General features: G+C 57.0%; 15 protein-coding genes. 5 read left to right on the top strand and 10 right to left on the bottom strand.

Annotated elements, in window-relative coordinates:
- Nucleotides 1-468 (top strand): DoxX family protein, encoded by a 468-nt coding sequence (locus K7H21_RS07080; RefSeq protein ID WP_227631508.1) that lies wholly within the window; start codon nt 1-3, stop codon nt 466-468.
- Nucleotides 469-524: 56 nt separating this feature from the next.
- On the opposite strand, the gene glyA is transcribed toward K7H21_RS07080, so the two are convergent.
- Nucleotides 525-1,778: a serine hydroxymethyltransferase gene (gene glyA / locus K7H21_RS07075; RefSeq protein ID WP_004134918.1), complete on the bottom strand. Its 1,254-nt coding sequence runs from the start codon at nt 1,776-1,778 to the stop codon at nt 525-527.
- Between the two features lie 324 nt (nt 1,779-2,102).
- On the opposite strand from glyA, the gene hmpA reads away from it, so the two are divergent.
- Entirely contained in the window at nt 2,103-3,293 is a 1,191-nt protein-coding gene (gene hmpA / locus K7H21_RS07070) for an NO-inducible flavohemoprotein (protein WP_223035668.1), read from the top strand.
- Between the two features lie 93 nt (nt 3,294-3,386).
- Here hmpA and glnB read toward each other — a convergent pair whose 3' ends face one another.
- The 5 genes from glnB to purL form a co-directional block, all read right to left on the bottom strand.
- A complete protein-coding gene (glnB, locus tag K7H21_RS07065; RefSeq protein WP_002914032.1) occupies nt 3,387-3,725 on the bottom strand; it encodes a nitrogen regulatory protein P-II in 339 nt (112 codons plus the stop codon).
- 65 nt (nt 3,726-3,790) lie between these two features.
- Nucleotides 3,791-5,128, bottom strand: coding sequence for a two-component system response regulator GlrR (glrR, locus tag K7H21_RS07060; RefSeq protein ID WP_004123653.1), 1,338 nt, complete (start codon nt 5,126-5,128; stop codon nt 3,791-3,793).
- A complete protein-coding gene (gene qseG, locus K7H21_RS07055; protein ID WP_049112993.1) occupies nt 5,115-5,819 on the bottom strand; it encodes a two-component system QseEF-associated lipoprotein QseG in 705 nt (234 codons plus the stop codon). Before qseG ends, glrR begins: the two co-directional genes overlap by 14 nt.
- 20 nt (nt 5,820-5,839) lie before the next feature.
- Nucleotides 5,840-7,270 carry a sensor histidine kinase gene (locus K7H21_RS07050; protein WP_112165712.1) on the bottom strand — a complete coding sequence of 477 codons (1,431 nt, stop codon included), beginning with the start codon at nt 7,268-7,270 and terminating at the stop codon, nt 5,840-5,842.
- Between the two features lie 563 nt (nt 7,271-7,833).
- A complete protein-coding gene (purL, locus tag K7H21_RS07045) occupies nt 7,834-11,721 on the bottom strand; it encodes a phosphoribosylformylglycinamidine synthase (RefSeq protein WP_112165710.1) in 3,888 nt (1,295 codons plus the stop codon).
- Nucleotides 11,722-11,895: 174 nt separating this feature from the next.
- Between purL and mltF the strand changes: the two genes are divergently transcribed.
- Nucleotides 11,896-13,512 carry a membrane-bound lytic murein transglycosylase MltF gene (mltF, locus tag K7H21_RS07040; protein ID WP_123828931.1) on the top strand — a complete coding sequence of 539 codons (1,617 nt, stop codon included), beginning with the start codon at nt 11,896-11,898 and terminating at the stop codon, nt 13,510-13,512.
- Here mltF and tadA read toward each other — a convergent pair.
- Both tadA and yfhb read right to left on the bottom strand, forming a co-directional pair.
- The gene (gene tadA / locus K7H21_RS07035; RefSeq protein WP_223035667.1) at nt 13,509-14,015 is read right to left on the bottom strand and encodes a tRNA adenosine(34) deaminase TadA; all 507 of its coding nucleotides are present in this window, start codon (nt 14,013-14,015) and stop codon (nt 13,509-13,511) included. The genes mltF and tadA overlap by 4 nt on opposite strands.
- Before the next feature lie 58 nt (nt 14,016-14,073).
- Complete coding sequence (gene yfhb, locus K7H21_RS07030; RefSeq protein WP_004123671.1) at nt 14,074-14,709, bottom strand: phosphatidylglycerophosphatase C; 636 nt, start codon at nt 14,707-14,709, stop codon at nt 14,074-14,076.
- Nucleotides 14,710-14,917: 208 nt separating this feature from the next.
- On the opposite strand from yfhb, the gene K7H21_RS07025 reads away from it, so the two are divergent.
- Both K7H21_RS07025 and K7H21_RS07020 read left to right on the top strand, forming a co-directional pair.
- Nucleotides 14,918-15,766 (top strand): MurR/RpiR family transcriptional regulator, encoded by an 849-nt coding sequence (locus K7H21_RS07025; protein ID WP_004123673.1) that lies wholly within the window; start codon nt 14,918-14,920, stop codon nt 15,764-15,766.
- A 162-nt stretch (nt 15,767-15,928) separates the two neighbouring features.
- Nucleotides 15,929-16,189, top strand: a complete 261-nt coding sequence (locus K7H21_RS07020) for a YfhL family 4Fe-4S dicluster ferredoxin (RefSeq protein WP_004114478.1) — start codon at nt 15,929-15,931, stop codon at nt 16,187-16,189.
- 28 nt (nt 16,190-16,217) lie between these two features.
- On the opposite strand, the gene acpS is transcribed toward K7H21_RS07020, so the two are convergent.
- Together acpS and pdxJ are read right to left on the bottom strand one after the other, a co-directional pair.
- The gene (acpS, locus tag K7H21_RS07015; RefSeq protein WP_004123676.1) at nt 16,218-16,598 is read right to left on the bottom strand and encodes a holo-ACP synthase; all 381 of its coding nucleotides are present in this window, start codon (nt 16,596-16,598) and stop codon (nt 16,218-16,220) included.
- The gene (pdxJ, locus tag K7H21_RS07010) at nt 16,598-17,329 is read right to left on the bottom strand and encodes a pyridoxine 5'-phosphate synthase (RefSeq protein WP_004123677.1); all 732 of its coding nucleotides are present in this window, start codon (nt 17,327-17,329) and stop codon (nt 16,598-16,600) included. Before pdxJ ends, acpS begins: the two co-directional genes overlap by 1 nt.

Raw genomic sequence — 17,329 nt, 5'->3', positions numbered from 1 at the left:
TTGTGTATTACGTTTAAATCACACGTCTCTCATAACGAGCTGATTATGAACACACTACGCTATTTTGATTTTGGCTCTTCCCGCTCCCTGCTGCTATTGATCGCCCGTATCGCGGTGGTGGTGCTGTTTATTCTTTTCGGCTATCCCAAGCTGCTCGGCTTTAGCGGCACGGTGCAGTACATGGCCTCCTCCGGCGCGCCAATGCCGACGCTTGCGGCCATTATTGCCATCATTATGGAAGTGCCTGCGGCTATTTTGATTGTGCTGGGCTTTTTCACCCGACCGCTGGCGGTGATCTTTATTTTTTATACTCTGGGTACCGCAGTTATTGGGCATCACTACTGGGATATGTCCGGCGATGCAGTGCTGCCGAACATGATTAACTTCTGGAAAAACGTTAGCATTGCCGGCGCCTTCCTGCTGTTAGCAATAACCGGGCCCGGCGCCATTTCGCTCGATCGACGCTAATCTTCAGACGCAAAAAAGGCCGCAATTGCGGCCTTTTTAATTTCAACGGCTAACGATTATGCATAAACCGGGAAGCGGGAGCAGATGTCCAGCACTTTGCCCTTCACGCGCTCAATGACCGCTTCATCATTGATGTTGTCCAGTACGTCGCACATCCAGCCAGCCAGCTCTTTCACTTCCGCTTCTTTAAAGCCGCGACGGGTGACCGCCGGAGAACCGATGCGGATACCGGAGGTCACAAACGGGCTCTTCGGATCGTTCGGTACGCTGTTTTTGTTCACGGTGATGTTAGCGCGACCCAGTGCAGCATCAGCTTCTTTACCGGTCAGATTTTTATCGACCAGATCCAGCAGGAACAGGTGGTTTTCAGTGCCGCCGGAAACCACTTTGTAGCCGCGGTTCAGGAACACTTCGACCATCGCTTTGGCGTTTTTCGCTACCTGCTGCTGGTAAACTTTGAACTCTGGCTCCATCGCTTCTTTCAGCGCAACCGCTTTCGCCGCGATAACGTGCATCAGCGGGCCGCCCTGGGCGCTCGGGAATACGGCTGAGTTCAGTTTTTTGTACAGTTCTTCGCTACCGCCTTTCGCCAGGATCAGGCCGCCGCGCGGACCCGCCAGGGTTTTATGGGTAGTGGTGGTCACCACGTGCGCATGCGGAACCGGGTTCGGGTACACGCCTGCGGCAATCAGGCCGGCAACGTGGGCCATGTCGACGAACAGGTATGCGCCAATGCTGTCAGCGATTTCGCGCATTTTCGCCCAGTCAACGATACCGGAGTAGGCAGAGAAACCACCGATAATCATCTTCGGTTTGTGTTCCTGAGCCTGCTTCGCCATATCTTCGTAGTCAATTTTACCGGACTCATCAATGCCGTAAGGAATGATGTTATACAGTTTGCCGGAGAAGTTGACCGGGGAGCCGTGAGTCAGGTGGCCGCCTTGCGCCAGGTTCATACCCAGCACGGTGTCACCCGGCTGCAGCAGAGCGGTATAGACCGCGAAGTTAGCCTGAGAGCCGGAGTGCGGCTGCACGTTAGCGTAGTCAGCGCCAAACAGCTCTTTCGCGCGATCGATAGCCAGCTGCTCTACGATATCGACGTATTCACAGCCGCCGTAGTAGCGCTTACCCGGATAGCCTTCAGCGTATTTGTTAGTCAGCTGAGAGCCCTGCGCCTGCATAACGCGTGGGCTGGTGTAGTTTTCGGAGGCGATCAGTTCGATGTGCTCTTCCTGACGTACTTTTTCTTGCTCCATAGCCTGCCACAGTTCGGCATCATAATCGGCAATGTTCATTTCACGCTTTAACATCCGCATCTCCTGACTCAGCTAACAATAGAATTTCGGCCTTAAAAGGCGGTCCGATTGGACAACGGCCCACAGTATAACTGAATCATTCTGTGATAACAGGTCTTGACAAAGGATTTTACGCAAACGATTGGCTCCGCATAACACAAGGCTTTGAGCAATAAAGCTCCTGCAATTATCAACGGATTTGTTTTCAGGTTTGTGATGCAAATAATTCATGTTGCCACTGCCGTAGGGCAAAGCGTTAAAGAACCATTTACAAAGCAGGGGTATTTTTATAAGATGCATTTAAAATACATTATTAAGATAACATACAAGGAAGCTGCTATGCTCGACGCGCAAACCATCGCTACGGTGAAAGCCACCATCCCCCTGCTGGTTGAAACCGGTCCGAAACTGACCGCCCATTTTTACGACCGCATGTTTGCTCATAATCCCGAACTCAAAGAAATCTTTAATATGAGTAATCAGCGCAACGGCGACCAGCGCGAGGCGCTGTTCAACGCCATTGCCGCCTATGCCAGCAATCTTGAGAACCTGCCCGCCCTGCTGCCGGCGGTGGAAAAAATCGCCCAGAAGCACACCAGCTTTCAGATCCAGCCTGAGCAGTACAATATTGTCGGTACCCACCTGCTGGCCACCCTTGACGAGATGTTCAGCCCCGGCCAGGAAGTGCTGGATGCCTGGGGCAAGGCCTACGACGTACTGGCCAACGTCTTTATTAACCGTGAAGCGCAAATCTACCGCGAAAGCGCCAGCAAAGCCGGCGGCTGGGAAGGCACCCGCGCCTTCCGTATTGTCAGAAAAACGCCGCGCAGCGCGCTGATTACCAGCTTTGAGTTTGAGCCGATCGACGGCGGCGCGGTCGCTGAATACCATCCGGGCCAGTACCTGGCGGTCTGGCTGAAGCCGGAAGGTTTCCCGCATCAGGAGATTCGTCAATACTCCCTGACCCGTAAATCCGATGGTAGAGGCTATCGTATCGCGGTTAAACGCGAAAAGGGCGGGCAGGTTTCAAACTGGCTGCATGGTTCCGCGCAAGAAGGCGACGTGATTTATCTGGCCGCGCCGGCCGGCGATTTCTTCCTCAACGTGGCGCCGGAAACGCCGGTCACGCTGCTCTCCGGCGGCGTCGGTCAGACGCCGATGCTGGCGATGCTGGACACGCTGGCAAAAGCACAGCATCCGGCGCAGGTGAACTGGTTCCACGCGGCAGAGAACGGCGACGTGCACGCCTTCGCGGACGAAGTGAAAGCTCTGGGTGAAACCCTGCCGAGGTTTACGTCTCACGTCTGGTACCGCAGTCCGAGCGAAGGGGACCGTGAAGCCGGCGCGTTTGATAGCGAAGGTTTGATGGATTTATCGGCCCTGGCCGACAGGATTGGCGACCCGCAGATGCAGTTCTATCTCTGTGGCCCGGTGGCGTTTATGCAGTTTGCCGCACAGCAGCTGGTTGAACTGGGCGTCAATAAGGACAACATCCATTACGAATGTTTCGGGCCGCATAAGGTGCTGTAACCCAGCATAATAACCCCGGTAGCGGTGCGCTTACCGGGGCTACAAATCTGGATGGAATTGAACTTCTTAAGCCATCATCCGTTTTTTTTAAGCTTAAATCGCCGCGTCGTCTTCTTCGCCGGTGCGGATACGAATCACGCGCGCGACATCGAAGACAAAGATCTTACCGTCGCCGATTTTGCCGGTCTGCGCCGTACGGATAATGGTATCCACGCAGGTGTCGACGATATCATCGGTGACAACGATTTCGATTTTTACTTTCGGCAGAAAATCCACCATATACTCCGCGCCGCGATACAGCTCGGTATGCCCCTTCTGGCGGCCAAAGCCTTTCACTTCCGTTACCGTCATCCCAGTGATGCCGACTTCGGCCAGCGCTTCGCGCACGTCATCCAGTTTGAAAGGTTTAATAATCGCATCAATCTTTTTCATGGTGTTCCTGTCTTTGTCGCGTAACCGGTTGCTAACCGTATCATAACTTGCGTCATCCTACGGAGCTACTCTTTAAAGTCGTTAGCGTCGAGCTCGTGGCGCGACAGCAGTTTATAGAATTCGGTGCGGTTGCGCCCCGCCATCCGCGCCGCATGCGTGACGTTGCCTTTGGTAATTTGCAGCAGCTTGCGCAGGTAATTGAGCTCAAACTGGTTCCGCGCCTCGACAAACGTCGGCAGCGCGGTGTTTTCCCCTTCCAGCGCCTGCTCCACCAGGGCGTCGCTAATGACCGGCGAAGAGGTCAGCGCCACGCACTGCTCAATCACGTTCACCAGTTGGCGCACGTTGCCCGGCCACTTAGCGGCCATCAGCCGCTTCATCGCATCCGTGGAGAACGCGCGCACAAAGGGTTTGTGGCGATCGGCAGACTGGCGCAGCAGATGGTTAGCCAGCAGCGGAATATCTTCCGTACGCTCGGCCAGCGGCGGGATTTTCAGGTTCACCACGTTCAGGCGGTAAAACAGATCTTCGCGAAACTCGCCGCGCGCCATCGCCTTTGGCAGGTCGCGATGGGTCGCAGAAATAATCCGCACATCAATGTCGATGTCGCGATTGCTGCCCAGCGGGCGCACTTTACGCTCTTGTAAAACGCGCAGCAGTTTTACCTGTAACGCAACCGGCATATCGCCGATCTCATCCAGAAACAGCGTACCGCCTTCTGCGGCCTGAAATAGCCCCTCCCGGTTGCTGACCGCACCGGTAAAGGCGCCGCGCGCGTGGCCGAATAGCTCCGACTCCAGCAGCTGTTCGGGGAGCGCGCCGCAGTTAATGGCGACAAAAGGTTTGTCCCGGCGCGGGCTGGCGTTATGGATGGCCTGGGCGATAATCTCCTTGCCGGTACCGCTCTGGCCGTTAATCAGCACGCTCACGTCCGACTGCGCCACCATCCCGGCCTGCTCCAGCAGGCGTTCCATCAGCGGGCTGCGGGTCACAATCGCCTGGCGCCAGCGCTCATCGGTCGTCGGCGCGCTCTGCTCCAGCGCGTCATCAATGGCTTTATACAGAGCGTCTTTATCCACCGGCTTGGTGAGAAAGCTAAACACGCCCTGCTGGGTGGCGGCGACGGCGTCCGGAATGGAACCGTGCGCGGTGAGAATAATCACCGGCATTCCCGGCTGCACCTTCTGGATTTCGCTGAACAGCTGAAGGCCGTCCATCTCGTCCATCCGCAGGTCGCTGACCACCAGATCCACTTTGTCACGGCCCAGCGTGCGCAGCGCCTCCGGCCCGCTCTCGGCGGTCAGCACGCTGTATCCTTCGCTGACAAGACGCATGCCCAGCAGCTTCAGCAGGCCCGGATCGTCGTCCACCAACAGCAGGCGGGCGGGTTTACGGATCGTCATGAATCACCTCCGGGACTTTATCGCTGCCGTGCCCGGCGTCTGAGCTAAAGTTCCCGCCGGGTTTACGGCTGGAGAGCTGGCGCTCAATGTCGGTGAGATTCTCCAGCTTGCGGGTCGTCAGTTCGAGCTGATTGCGTAATTCAATTTCCTGCTGACGCAGCGTCTCCAGCTCCGCATCGCTTGATTGCTGCAGTTTGGCGTAGCGGGAGCGCTCGTCAATCAGCTGAAGCTGCCGGCCCTGGGCATCGCGCCAGAGCTGATAGAGCGGGCGAACCTGGGCGGCGATTTGCGGGCTGAAGGTATCCAGGCTAGCCACCAGATCGCGACGCTCATTGGGCGTAATCTTGGCATCTGCCAGCAAAATGCCGCGCTTAAAGGCATCCTGCCAGCTGTTGTCATCGTGCAGCCGGGCTTCAGCCCGCGCCTGTACCGGAGCAAGGCGATCCGCGCAGTCAATTCCCCGCAGCCAGTAAAGCGGGTTTTTATCGCTGGCCTCACTCTGCAGGGTCCAGATGTCGGCACACTCTACCGAAAGAAAATCGGCGACCTGATGCTGCGGCAGCGCAGAGAGCGTTTTGCCATCCGCGGCGTGTGGTGATGTAGAGGCGGAACATCCCGCCAGCGCCAGGCACGAAATGCCTGACAGCAGCCATCCCCTGAGGGGACGGACAAGTGCGAAGAAGTGGGACATATTCACCCGATAGTTATACGTTATTTTTTTCCAGACTCGGCGACGGGGAGCGTGATACGAAAACAGATAAGCCCGGATTTATCATCAACCAGGCTCAGCTCGCCCTGCATTTGCCGTACGCAGTCGCGGGCAATGCTCAGCCCCAGACCGCTGCCTTTTACCGCCCCTTTACGCTGGTGACTTCCCTGATAAAAAGGCTCAAAAATCATGTTTCTCTCTGCGGGCGGGATCGGCTCGCCGTTGTTAATAACGTCAATGCAAACCTGCTCGCCGTGCCGATAGCTATGGATTCGAATGTTACCGGATTCAGCACCATAGTGCACCGCATTGGAGTAGAGATTATCCAGTACGCTCACCAGCAGAGCAGGCTCCGCTTCGCAAAAACGCTCGCTGAGCACCAGATCGGTATGCATCATTTTAGCTCTTGCCGGCAGGCTGTGGGCGGAAACCACATTTTCCACCAGCTCGGCCAGATTCACCGTCTCACGCGCAATCGGGCCATCGGCCTGTTTACGGTTGTAGTCCAGCAGCTGCTCAATCAGCTTTTGCAGGTTGCGGCTGCTGTTATCCAGAATCTCAACGATCTCCTGCTGCTCGGGCGTCAGCGGCCCGGCCACCCTGTCGGCAAGCAGCTCCGTCCCTTCGCGCATGCTGGCCAGCGGCGTTTTCAGCTCATGGGAAAGATGGCGCAGGAACTGATGTCGCTGGGATTCCAGCCAGGCAAGGCGTTCGCTCAGCCAGATAATGCGTTTGCCGACGGAGCGCAGCTCGCGCGGACCGGTAAACAGCGCGGCGTCATCCAACGATTTCCCCTCGCCCAGTCGGTTGATCATTCTCTCAATGCCCTTCACGGGGCCGATAATCATACGGGTAAAAAGCAGAACCAGCGCCAGGCTGAGCAGAAACAGCACCAGCGCCTGCCAGCCGAAGAACTGACCGCGCTCAGCGATTTCCTGCTGCAGCTGCTGCCCGCGCGAATAGACCACCGTTCGGGTCGCCTGAACCATGTCGCTATTGGCGGAGGCAAACGCTTCCAGGCTAGCGGCAGACTTCGCCGCCGGACCGCTATTTTTACACTGCAGCTCGGCCAGATCGTCGAGATCCTGCCTCAGCGCCCGCCAAATTTTCTCATCAGGCAGGACGCCCGCGTGAGCATCGAGCATTTCACTGTAGCGTTGGCGCTGATTCTGATAGACCCGCGCCAGCGTCGGATCGTCCAGCACGCAGTACTGACGGTAGCTACGTTCCATCTCCAGCGATGCGTTAATCATCGCTTCGCTGCGGCGGGCGTCGATAAGGGTAGTACGGTTGATATGCGCCGCCTGCGCGCTCAGCGCGTTGAGGCTTTGCCACGCCTGCCATGCCAGCACCAGCAGCGGCAGCAGGATCAGCACGAAGGATAACGTGACCAGCTGGCGCAGCGAACGGGGGAAAAGGGAGAGTCGCTTCACGGATAGGGTCTCAATCATTAGCTCATGACGATGCTAACCGAGGACGCAATAAACATCTACGCCGGAAATAATAAAGCCAGGCTACGGGAGCCTGGCTTTATTAAGGAATGAGGCGGTGCCTTACTCGACGTTTCGCCCGATGACTGATAAAGCAGAGCTGTTATCAGGAGTTGGACGGCAGGCACCTGTTTGTGCGTCATTCGAAGTTTATGTAGCGCGTCCCGAAGGGGCTGACATAAGAAGGTGAATGAGCCACTGGTTATAATTATGCACGAACTATGCCATATCTCAAAACATTTTATTAACACAATGAAATATAATACTTTTTTACTATTCATGGACATGAATGATGATGGTCGGTTTTCACGCAAAGTGTCGCTGATTAGCAACACTGGATGAATGGTTTAGCAATGCTATTATAAATCAATTGGTTAAGTGTCACCTTTTGACGACACCGCTATGCCGCGTTTGTCGGCGATCCCCGACACCTACTCTCGATATGCCTCACCAATAAAAAAGCCCCCTGCGCGGGCAGGAGGCTTAATGCGATTTGTGAGCGATTTTTAGCCCAGCTGCTTACGCGCGTTGCGGAAAATACGCATCCACGGGCTGTCTTCGCCCCAGTTTTCCGGGTGCCATGAGTTCGACACGGTGCGGAACACGCGCTCCGGGTGCGGCATCATGATGGTCGCGCGCCCGCTTTCGCTGGTCACTGCGGTGATGCCGTTCGGCGACCCGTTCGGGTTAGCCGGATAGTTTTCCGTCACCTTACCGACGTTGTCGACGAAGCGCAGCGCCACCAGGCCTTTGCTTTCCAGCTGCGCCAGATGCGCGCCATCGCGAACTTCCACCTGCCCTTCACCGTGAGATACGGCAATTGGCATCATGGACCCCACCATCCCCTGCAGCAGCAGCGACGGGCTCTGCGTCACTTCAACCAGGCTGAAGCGCGCTTCAAAGCGGTCGGACTGGTTACGTACAAAGCGCGGCCACAGGTCGCTGCCCGGGATCAGCTCGCGCAGGTTAGACATCATCTGGCAGCCATTGCACACGCCCAGCGCCAGGGTCTGAGGACGATGGAAGAAAGTGGCAAATTCGTCGCGAACGCGTTCATTGAACAGGATTGATTTCGCCCAGCCCTCACCGGCGCCTAAAACGTCACCGTAGGAGAAGCCGCCGCAGGCCACCAGCGCCTGGAAGTCAGCAAGACCGGTACGGCCCGCCAGCAGGTCGCTCATATGCACGTCAATGGCATCGAAGCCCGCACGATGGAACGCTGCCGCCATTTCAACGTGAGAGTTCACGCCCTGCTCGCGCAGCACCGCAACCTTCGGACGCGCGCCGGTGGCAATATAAGGCGCAGCAATATCCTCATTAATATCGAAGGAGAGCTTCACGTTGAGGCCCGGATCGGCATCGTTGGCTTTCGCCTCGTGCTCCTGGTCGGCGCACTCCGGGTTATCGCGCAGACGCTGCATTTGCCAGGTGGTTTCTGCCCACCACATACGCAGCGTTGTGCGGCTTTCGCTGAATACCGGGTGACCGTCGGCCTCGATGACAAAGCGATCGCCCGTCGTGGCCTGGCCAAGATAGTGAACGCAATCCGCCAGACCATGAGCGGCCAGCAGCGCTTCGACTGCCTGGCGGTCAGCGGCACGAACCTGAATCACGCCGCCAAGCTCTTCGTTAAACAGCGCGGCCAGACGATCCTCGCCGAGCGCGGCGATATCAACCTTGACGCCGCAGTGGCCGGTAAAGGCCATTTCGGCCAGCGTGACTAGCAGGCCGCCGTCAGACCGGTCGTGCCACGCCAGCAGCTTACCTTCAGCTACCAGCGCCTGCATTGCGTCCCAGAAGCCTTTCAGCTGCGCGACATCGCGAACGTCGGCAGTCACATCGCCAAGCTGACGATAAACCTGCGCCAGCGCGGTCGCGCCCAGCGCATTGTTCCCCTTGCCTAAATCAATCAGCAGCAGGGCGTTGTCAACGGTTGCGAGCTGCGGAGTGACGGTACGGCGTACGTCTTCCACGCGGGCAAAAGCGGAAATCACCAGCGACAGCGGGGAGGTCATCTCGCGCTGTTCGGTACCTTCCTGCCAGCGGGTTTTCATCGACATGGAGTCTTTACCCACCGGAATCGTCAGTCCCAGGGCCGGACAAAGTTCTTCGCCAATCGCTTTTACCGCTTCATATAAACCGGCGTCTTCGCCCGGGTGACCGGCTGCAGCCATCCAGTTTGCCGACAGCTTCACGCGATTGAGCGCGCCAATCTGCGTCGCAGCAATGTTGGTCAGCGCCTCGCCGACCGCCAGACGGGCAGAAGCGGCAAAGTCCAGCAGTGCAACCGGCGCGCGCTCGCCAATAGACATGGCTTCGCCGTAATAGCTGTCAAGGCTGGCGGTTGTCACCGCGCAGTTAGCCACCGGGATCTGCCACGGCCCCACCATCTGATCGCGCGCCACCATACCGGTGACGGTGCGGTCACCGATGGTAACGAGGAAGGTTTTCTCCGCCACGGTCGGCAGGTGCAGCACGCGATTCACCGCGTCGGCAATAGTGATGCCCTGGCGTTCCAGACTCTGGCCCTGGGCTTTGAGGGTCTGCACGTCGCGGGTCATTTTCGGCGTTTTACCCAGCAGCACGTCAAGCGGCAGGTCGATCGGGCGATCGTCAAAGTGACTATCATCGAGGCTCAAATGCAGCGCTTCGGTGGCTTCGCCAATGACCGCGTACGGCGCGCGTTCGCGGCGGCACAGCTCATCAAACAGCGGCAGCTGCTCCGGCGCGACCGCCAGAACATAACGTTCCTGAGATTCGTTACACCAGATTTCCAGCGGGCTCATACCCGGCTCATCGCTGAGGATATCGCGCAGCTGGAATTTACCGCCGCGTCCGCCGTCGCTCACCAGTTCCGGCATCGCATTAGACAAACCGCCGGCGCCGACGTCGTGGATAAACAGAATCGGGTTGGCGTCGCCCAGCTGCCAGCAGCGGTCGATAACTTCCTGGCAGCGACGCTCCATCTCCGGGTTGTCGCGCTGTACGGAGGCAAAATCCAGATCGGCATCAGACTGGCCGGAGGCCATTGAAGAGGCCGCACCGCCGCCGAGGCCGATGTTCATCGCCGGGCCGCCGAGAACAATCAGCTTCGCGCCGACGACAATCTCGCCCTTCTGCACGTGTTCGCCGCGAATGTTGCCGATACCGCCCGCCAGCATAATGGGCTTGTGATAGCCGCGCAGCTCTTCGCCGTTGTGGCTGGTAACCTTCTCTTCATAAGTACGGAAGTAGCCATTGAGCGCCGGACGACCGAACTCGTTGTTAAACGCCGCGCCGCCCAGCGGGCCTTCAGTCATGATATCCAGCGCGGTGACGATGCGATCCGGCTTGCCGAAATCCTCTTCCCACGGCTGTTCAAAACCGGGTATACGCAGGTTGGAAACCGAGAAGCCCACCAGACCCGCCTTCGGTTTCGCCCCGCGTCCGGTGGCGCCTTCATCGCGAATTTCACCGCCGGAACCGGTCGCCGCGCCCGGCCACGGAGAAATCGCCGTCGGGTGGTTATGGGTTTCGACCTTCATCAGAATATGCGCGTCTTCCTGGTGGAAGTTGTAGCGGCCGGTTTCGTGGTCGGCGAAGTAGCGACCCACGGCTGAACCTTCCATTACCGCGGCGTTGTCTTTATAAGCAGACAGCACGTAGTCCGGGGTTTTCTCGAAGGTGTTTTTAATCATTTTGAACAGCGACTTCGGCTGCTTTTCGCCATCAATGACCCAGTCGGCGTTAAAAATCTTGTGTCGGCAGTGCTCGGAGTTAGCCTGCGCGAACATATAGAGTTCGATATCGTTCGGGTTGCGACCCAACTTCTGGAAAGCATCCTGCAGATAGTCGATTTCATCCTCCGCCAGCGCCAGCCCCAGACGGAGGTTGGCGTCGATCAGCGCCTGACGGCCAAGACCCAGCAGATCAACGCTGGTGACCGGAGTTGGCTGATGGTGGGCGAAGAGTTTTTCACCCTCTTCCAGCGCCGTGAAGACGCTTTCCATCATGCGGTCATGCAGTTCGGCCGCCACCAGTGACCACTGTTGGTCATTCAGGCTGCCCGCTTCGACGTAATACGCCACGCCGCGTTCCAGGCGCACCACCTGAGACAGGCCGCAGTTATGGGCGATGTCGGTAGCTTTAGAAGACCAGGGAGAGATGGTGCCAGGACGGGGGGTAACGAGCAGTAGCTTGCCGGTTGGGGTATGGCTGCTTAAGTTCGGGCCATATTTGAGCAACCTTGCCAGACTCTCGCGATCGTCGCCGCTGAGCGGGGCGCTAAGGTCGGCAAAATGAACGTACTCGGCATATATCGTGCTGACCGGAAGGTTGGCCGCCTGGAAACGTGCCAGCAGTTTATTGATACGGAATGCCGACAGTGCAGGTGAACCACGCAAAATTTCCATCATAAGTCTCTCGTCTTCGAAGCTTTCATGGTGAGCCAGGGGGGAAACGGGCGCCATTATAGTGAATCCTGCGCCCCGACGAAACCGTTTGCGTAGAAATAAAATGATTGCCGGGGTTTATCAATTAATGTGACTCATCTCGCGAATAAGTTGCCAACTGACGCATTCTTAAGCAAAATGCCGCTCATTCAAAGACAACCTTTTACTTTTTCTGGTCATAATCTGCTGAGGAACCCAAAGCTGCAGAAGATTAACTATCTGAAAAAACTAAAGATTAATTATCTGCTCATCGGCATTGTGACCCTCCTGCTGGCGGCCGCCCTGTGGCCGTCTCTCCCGTGGATGGGTAAACCAGAAAACCGCGTGGCGGGGATCATTGCGCGCGGAGAATTGCGCATCAGCACCATTAATTCGCCGATGACCTTCGCGACCCTCAATGATAAATCCTACGGTTTTGATTATGAGCTGGCGCAGCAGTTTGCCGACTACCTCGGCGTCGAGCTCAAAGTCACCGTCAGGCAGAATATCAGCCAGCTCTTCGACGATCTCGATGAAGGCAAAGCCGACATGCTGGCTGCCGGTCTGGTCTACAACTCCGAACGGGTGAAAAACTATCAGGTCGGGCCGACCTACTATTCCGTTTCGCAACAGCTGGTGTATCGCAAAGGCAACCTGCGCCCGCGCACCCTGGCAAATCTTACCGCGGCGCAGCTGGCGATCGCTCCCGGGCACGTGGCGATTAACGATCTCCAGGGGCTGAAAGAGCAAAAATATCCCGACCTCGACTGGCGCGTGGACGATAAGCGCGGGACGACGGCGCTAATGCAGGCGGTCATCGATGGCAAGCTCGACTATACCGTGGCGGATTCGGTCGCCGTCAGCCTGTTCCAGCGCGTTCACCCGGAGCTGGCCGTCGCCCTCGATATCAGCGACGAGCAGCCGGTCACCTGGTTTAGCGAAAAAGGCGAAGATAATTCCCTGTCGGCGGCAATGCTCGATTTCTTCAATAATATTAATGAAGACGGCACCCTCGCGAGGCTGGAGGAGAAATACCTCGGCCACGGCAACGATTTTGATTACGTTGATACCCGCACCTTCCTGCGCGCCGTGGAAAGCGTTCTCCCGGACCTGCAGCCAATGTTTGAAAAATATGCCCGGCAGATAGACTGGCGGCTGCTGGCGGCCATCTCGTGGCAGGAATCGCACTGGGATCCGCAGGCCACCTCCCCTACTGGCGTGCGCGGAATAATGATGCTGACCCGCAATACGGCCCAAAGCCTGGGGTTGACGGATCGCACCGACGCCGAACAAAGCATCGACGGCGGTATGCGTTATTTGCAGGATATGATGAATAAAGTGCCGGAGTCGGTGCCGCAGGACGAGCGCATCTGGTTTGCGCTGGCGGCTTACAATATGGGCTACGCGCACATGCTTGACGCGATGGCGCTGACGAAAAAGCAGAAAGGCGACCCGAATAGCTGGGCCGATGTAAAACAGCGTCTGCCGCTGTTAAGCCAGAAAAACTACTATAGCCGCCTGAAGTACGGCTTTGCGCGCGGGCACGAAGCCTACGCCTACGTTGAAAACATCCGCAAATATCATATTAGCCTTGTGGGCTATCTCTCTGAAAAAGAGAGAAAAGACGCGCAGATGGCGGCCCTGGGTGAACACTACCCAGCGGTCATGCCGGATGAGTTGGATAAACCGGAACAGTACGCCTCGTCCTTTTTCAACTTTCGCGCCGAAACGCTGGTTGATAACGCAAAATTAAAAATTCCCGGCGCCGGGCATTAATCCTGCGCCTGCTGGCCAGATCGCTTCAGCGCTTTTTTCTCTTCGCGCCGCCAGCGAAAGAAATCGCTCAGCATGCCGGAACAGGCCTCCGTCATAATTCCTTCCGTTATATCTACCCGATGATTCATGCCCGGATGATGCAGCACATCCATCAGCGACCCGGCGGCGCCGGTTTTCGCATCCCTGGCGCCAAATACCAGCCGGGAAATACGGCTGTGCACCATCGCTCCGGCGCACATCACGCAGGGCTCAAGGGTAACGTACAACGTTGCGTCAATCAGGCGATAGTTTTGCAGCACCAGTCCGCCCTGACGCAGGGCCATAATCTCGGCGTGCGCGGTCGGATCGTGGCGGCCGATTGGCCGGTTCCAGCCCTCGCCGATGACCTGATGATTATGCACCAGCACGGCGCCGACCGGCACTTCGCCCTCTTCCCAGGCGCGTTTGGCCAGCGTCAGGGCGTGACGCATCCAGTATTCATCATTTAATTCATGGTCAGACAAAACGAGCACTCCTGCAGAAAAGCGGGGCGCATTATACATGGGCGCTATGTATTGCACACTATTCTAACTGCTGAAGATCGCCCTGCGGCGTCACCCGCCAGCGATGCTGGCAAAAATTGAGCAGCGGGTTGTCCTGCTCGCTGTCGCTGTAGCCGCTATACAATCGCAGCGGAGCGCCTATTTTCTGTTCCAGCTGCGCCACCTTTTCGTTGCCAAGGCAGCGAAGGGTTAAGCCCCAGCCGCCGCAGCGCCGCTCCATCCGGCTGGCAATCAGATTGACCCGCGGTAGCCAGGCGGTATCAAAATAGACTTGCTCAACCAGCGACTGCGGCGAACCGGTAATCAGCCAGACGTCGGCGTCCGTGCTGGACAGATAATGGCTAAGCCGTGCCTGAACAACCGGGAATGCCGTAACGTGCTGGCGAAACCAGCGAACAAAACTCGCCTCCAGCCGTTTAAGGTGACGCTCGCTGCGTCCGAAGGTTGAAGCCCACAGCAGCAGGCTCATCGGCCAGCGCGCGGCGCGACCGTACAACATCAGCCCGGCGGCAATGACAGGCAATAAAGGAAGCACCAGCAGCGCATTCAGCGGCTGATGGCGCAGGACAAAGCGCAAAAAGCTGCCGAACATATCCTGCTGATGCAAGGTTCCATCCAGATCAAAAAAAACCACTCTCCGCGTGCTGCTATTCAAAACCTACTCCCATGTACGATCGCCCGATAACCAGTAGCTTAACAGCCTTACGTCGCGAATAGCGAAAACATACGCTGTCGTTGAATCCGGATTAAGAAAACGCGCTTGCAGAGAAATCTTAGGATAGAATTTTTAATTCGCGATAATCCTCTTATAATCGAATACAAAATTCTTTCAGCCGAGGGTGAAGCTGTCCTCCGGAGCCGCTATGAACTGTTTGACCCGTATTCGCCAGCGCTACCCTACGTTGGCCGCAAGCGATAAAAAACTGGCCGATTTCATTCTGGCTCAACCGGATCAAACCCGCCACCTCAGTTCACAGCAGCTGGCGGGCGAAGCCGGCGTCAGTCAGTCAAGCGTAGTGAAATTTGCGCAGAAGATGGGATTCAAAGGCTTCCCGGCGTTAAAGCTGGCGCTGAGCGAAGCCCTGGCAAGCGCCCCTACGCCGCAGTCCGTACCGGTACATAATCAGATTCGCGGCGACGATCCTCTTCGGCTGGTTGGCGAAAAGCTGATTAAGGATAACATCGCGGCTATGCACGCCTCGCTGGACGTCAACACCGAAGAGAAGCTGCTGGAAGCCGTCACGCTGCTGCGCCACGCCCGACGGGTGATCATTACCGGTATCGGCGCATCGGGCCTGGTGGCGAGAAACTTTAGCTGGAAGCTGATGAAAATCGGTATTAACGCCGTCTCTGAACAGGATATGCACGCGCTGCTGGCAACGGTACAGGCGATGTCCCCGGACGATCTGCTGCTGGCCATTTCCTACTCCGGTGAACGACGCGAGATCAATATGGCGGCGGGTGAAGCGTTACGGGTAGGAAGCCAGATCCTGGCGATCACCGGTTTTAACCCCAACGCGCTTCAGCAGCAGGCTACGTTGTGCCTGTACACCATTGCGGAGGAGCAGGCCACGCGCAGCGCCGCGATCTCCTCCACCAGCGCGCAGATGATGCTGACCGATCTCCTGTTTATGGGGTTGGTGCAGCAGGATCTTGAGCACGCTCCGGAGCGGATTCGCCACAGCGAAGCGCTGGTGAAAAAGCTGGTGTAACTCCGAGTGTCCTGCCCACTGGCAGAAGCTCTCTCTTATTGGCTCAAGCCGGACAAAATTTCTCCGCTACGGATGGTCGCCCCGCGGTTGAAAAGAGCTGGTCCGGGCAGAAAATAGGCGTATAATGCCCGCCCTGTTTGTGTTGTTTCTGAGAATTTCCTGATGGCGCTGTTAATCACCAAAAAATGTATCAACTGCGATATGTGCGAGCCTGAGTGCCCGAATGAGGCGATATCCATGGGTGATAGCATTTATGAAATTAACAGCGACCGCTGCACCGAATGCGTTGGCCACTATGATACGCCGACCTGCCAGAAGGTGTGTCCGATCCCAAATACCATCCTGAAAGATCCGGCCCATAACGAAAATGAAGAGCAGCTGTGGGATAAGTTTGTCCTGCTGCACCACGCGGACAAACTGTGATATTGCCGGATGGAGTTATCCGGCCAGTCTAGCTTTCGATAATCACCGTAGCGCAGGCATAGTGACGTTCGTCGGCCAGCGTCACGTGAATGCTGCTGACGCCCAGTCGCTCAGCCAGACTCTTCGCTTCGCCCCACAACCGTAGCTTTGGCTTACCCAGCTCGTCGTTGTAAACCTCAAACTGGTTAAATGCCAGGCCATTGCGGATGCCGGTGCCAAGCGCCTTGGCCGCCGCTTCTTTAACGGCGAAACGCTTAGCCAGAAAACGGACCGGCTGCTGATGCTGTTGCCATATCGCCCACTCGTGATCGCTCAGTACGCGACGAGCCAGACGGTCACCGCTGCGGGCAATCACCGCTTCAATACGGGCGATTTCAACGATATCAGTACCCAGTCCGAGAATAGCCATCAGGCGCGAGCTTCCAGCATCAGGCGCTTCATTTCCGCAACCGCCTCTTTAAGGCCGCTCATCACCGCACGGCCAATAATCGCGTGGCCGATGTTCAGCTCGTGCATTTCCGGCAGCGCCGCAATGGCTTTTACATTATGGTAGGTCAGGCCGTGACCGGCATTGACCTTCAGCCCCAGGCTGGCGGCATAGGTCGCCGCTTTGGCAATACGCTCCAGCTCTTTTGCCTGCTCGGCGTCGGTTTGCGCATCGGCGTAGCAGCCGGTGTGAATTTCGATATAGGGTGCGCCCACGTCCGCTGCCGCCTTAATTTGCGCGTTGTCCGCATCAATAAACAGCGAAACCAGGATGCCGGCGTCGGCAAGACGCTTACAGGCATCGCGCATTTTATCGAGTTGGCCCGCCACGTCCAGCCCGCCTTCGGTGGTCACTTCCTGGCGCTTTTCCGGCACCAGACAGCAGAAATGAGGTTGAGTCTCACAAGCGATATTCAGCATCTCTTCTGTAACCGCCATCTCAAGGTTCATGCGGGTATCCAGCGTCTGGCGCAAAATACGGACATCGCGGTCGGTAATATGGCGACGATCTTCGCGAAGGTGGACGGTAATACCGTCGGCGCCGGCCTGTTCGGCGATAAATGCCGCCTGTACCGGATCAGGATAAGCGGTACCGCGGGCGTTGCGTAATGTCGCAATGTGGTCAATGTTGACCCCTAACAGTAATTCAGCCAT

It is taken from the genome of Klebsiella sp. CTHL.F3a (assembly GCF_019890895.1).
GTDB lineage: Bacteria > Pseudomonadota > Gammaproteobacteria > Enterobacterales > Enterobacteriaceae > Klebsiella > Klebsiella grimontii.
Note: the sequence above shows the minus strand (reverse complement) of the source record. Positions and strands in the feature narration are given on the sequence as shown.

Coding starts and splice junctions, on each gene's coding strand:
- glyA (WP_004134918.1), bottom strand. CDS start 1,778: ATGTTAAAGCGTGAAATGAACATTGCCGATTATGATGCCGAACTGTGG.
- hmpA (WP_223035668.1), top strand. CDS start 2,103: ATGCTCGACGCGCAAACCATCGCTACGGTGAAAGCCACCATCCCCCTG.
- glnB (WP_002914032.1), bottom strand. CDS start 3,725: ATGAAAAAGATTGATGCGATTATTAAACCTTTCAAACTGGATGACGTG.
- glrR (WP_004123653.1), bottom strand. CDS start 5,128: ATGACGATCCGTAAACCCGCCCGCCTGCTGTTGGTGGACGACGATCCG.
- qseG (WP_049112993.1), bottom strand. CDS start 5,819: ATGTCCCACTTCTTCGCACTTGTCCGTCCCCTCAGGGGATGGCTGCTG.
- purL (WP_112165710.1), bottom strand. CDS start 11,721: ATGATGGAAATTTTGCGTGGTTCACCTGCACTGTCGGCATTCCGTATC.
- mltF (WP_123828931.1), top strand. CDS start 11,896: ATGCCGCTCATTCAAAGACAACCTTTTACTTTTTCTGGTCATAATCTG.
- K7H21_RS07025 (WP_004123673.1), top strand. CDS start 14,918: ATGAACTGTTTGACCCGTATTCGCCAGCGCTACCCTACGTTGGCCGCA.
- K7H21_RS07020 (WP_004114478.1), top strand. CDS start 15,929: ATGGCGCTGTTAATCACCAAAAAATGTATCAACTGCGATATGTGCGAG.
- acpS (WP_004123676.1), bottom strand. CDS start 16,598: ATGGCTATTCTCGGACTGGGTACTGATATCGTTGAAATCGCCCGTATT.
- pdxJ (WP_004123677.1), bottom strand. CDS start 17,329: ATGGCTGAATTACTGTTAGGGGTCAACATTGACCACATTGCGACATTA.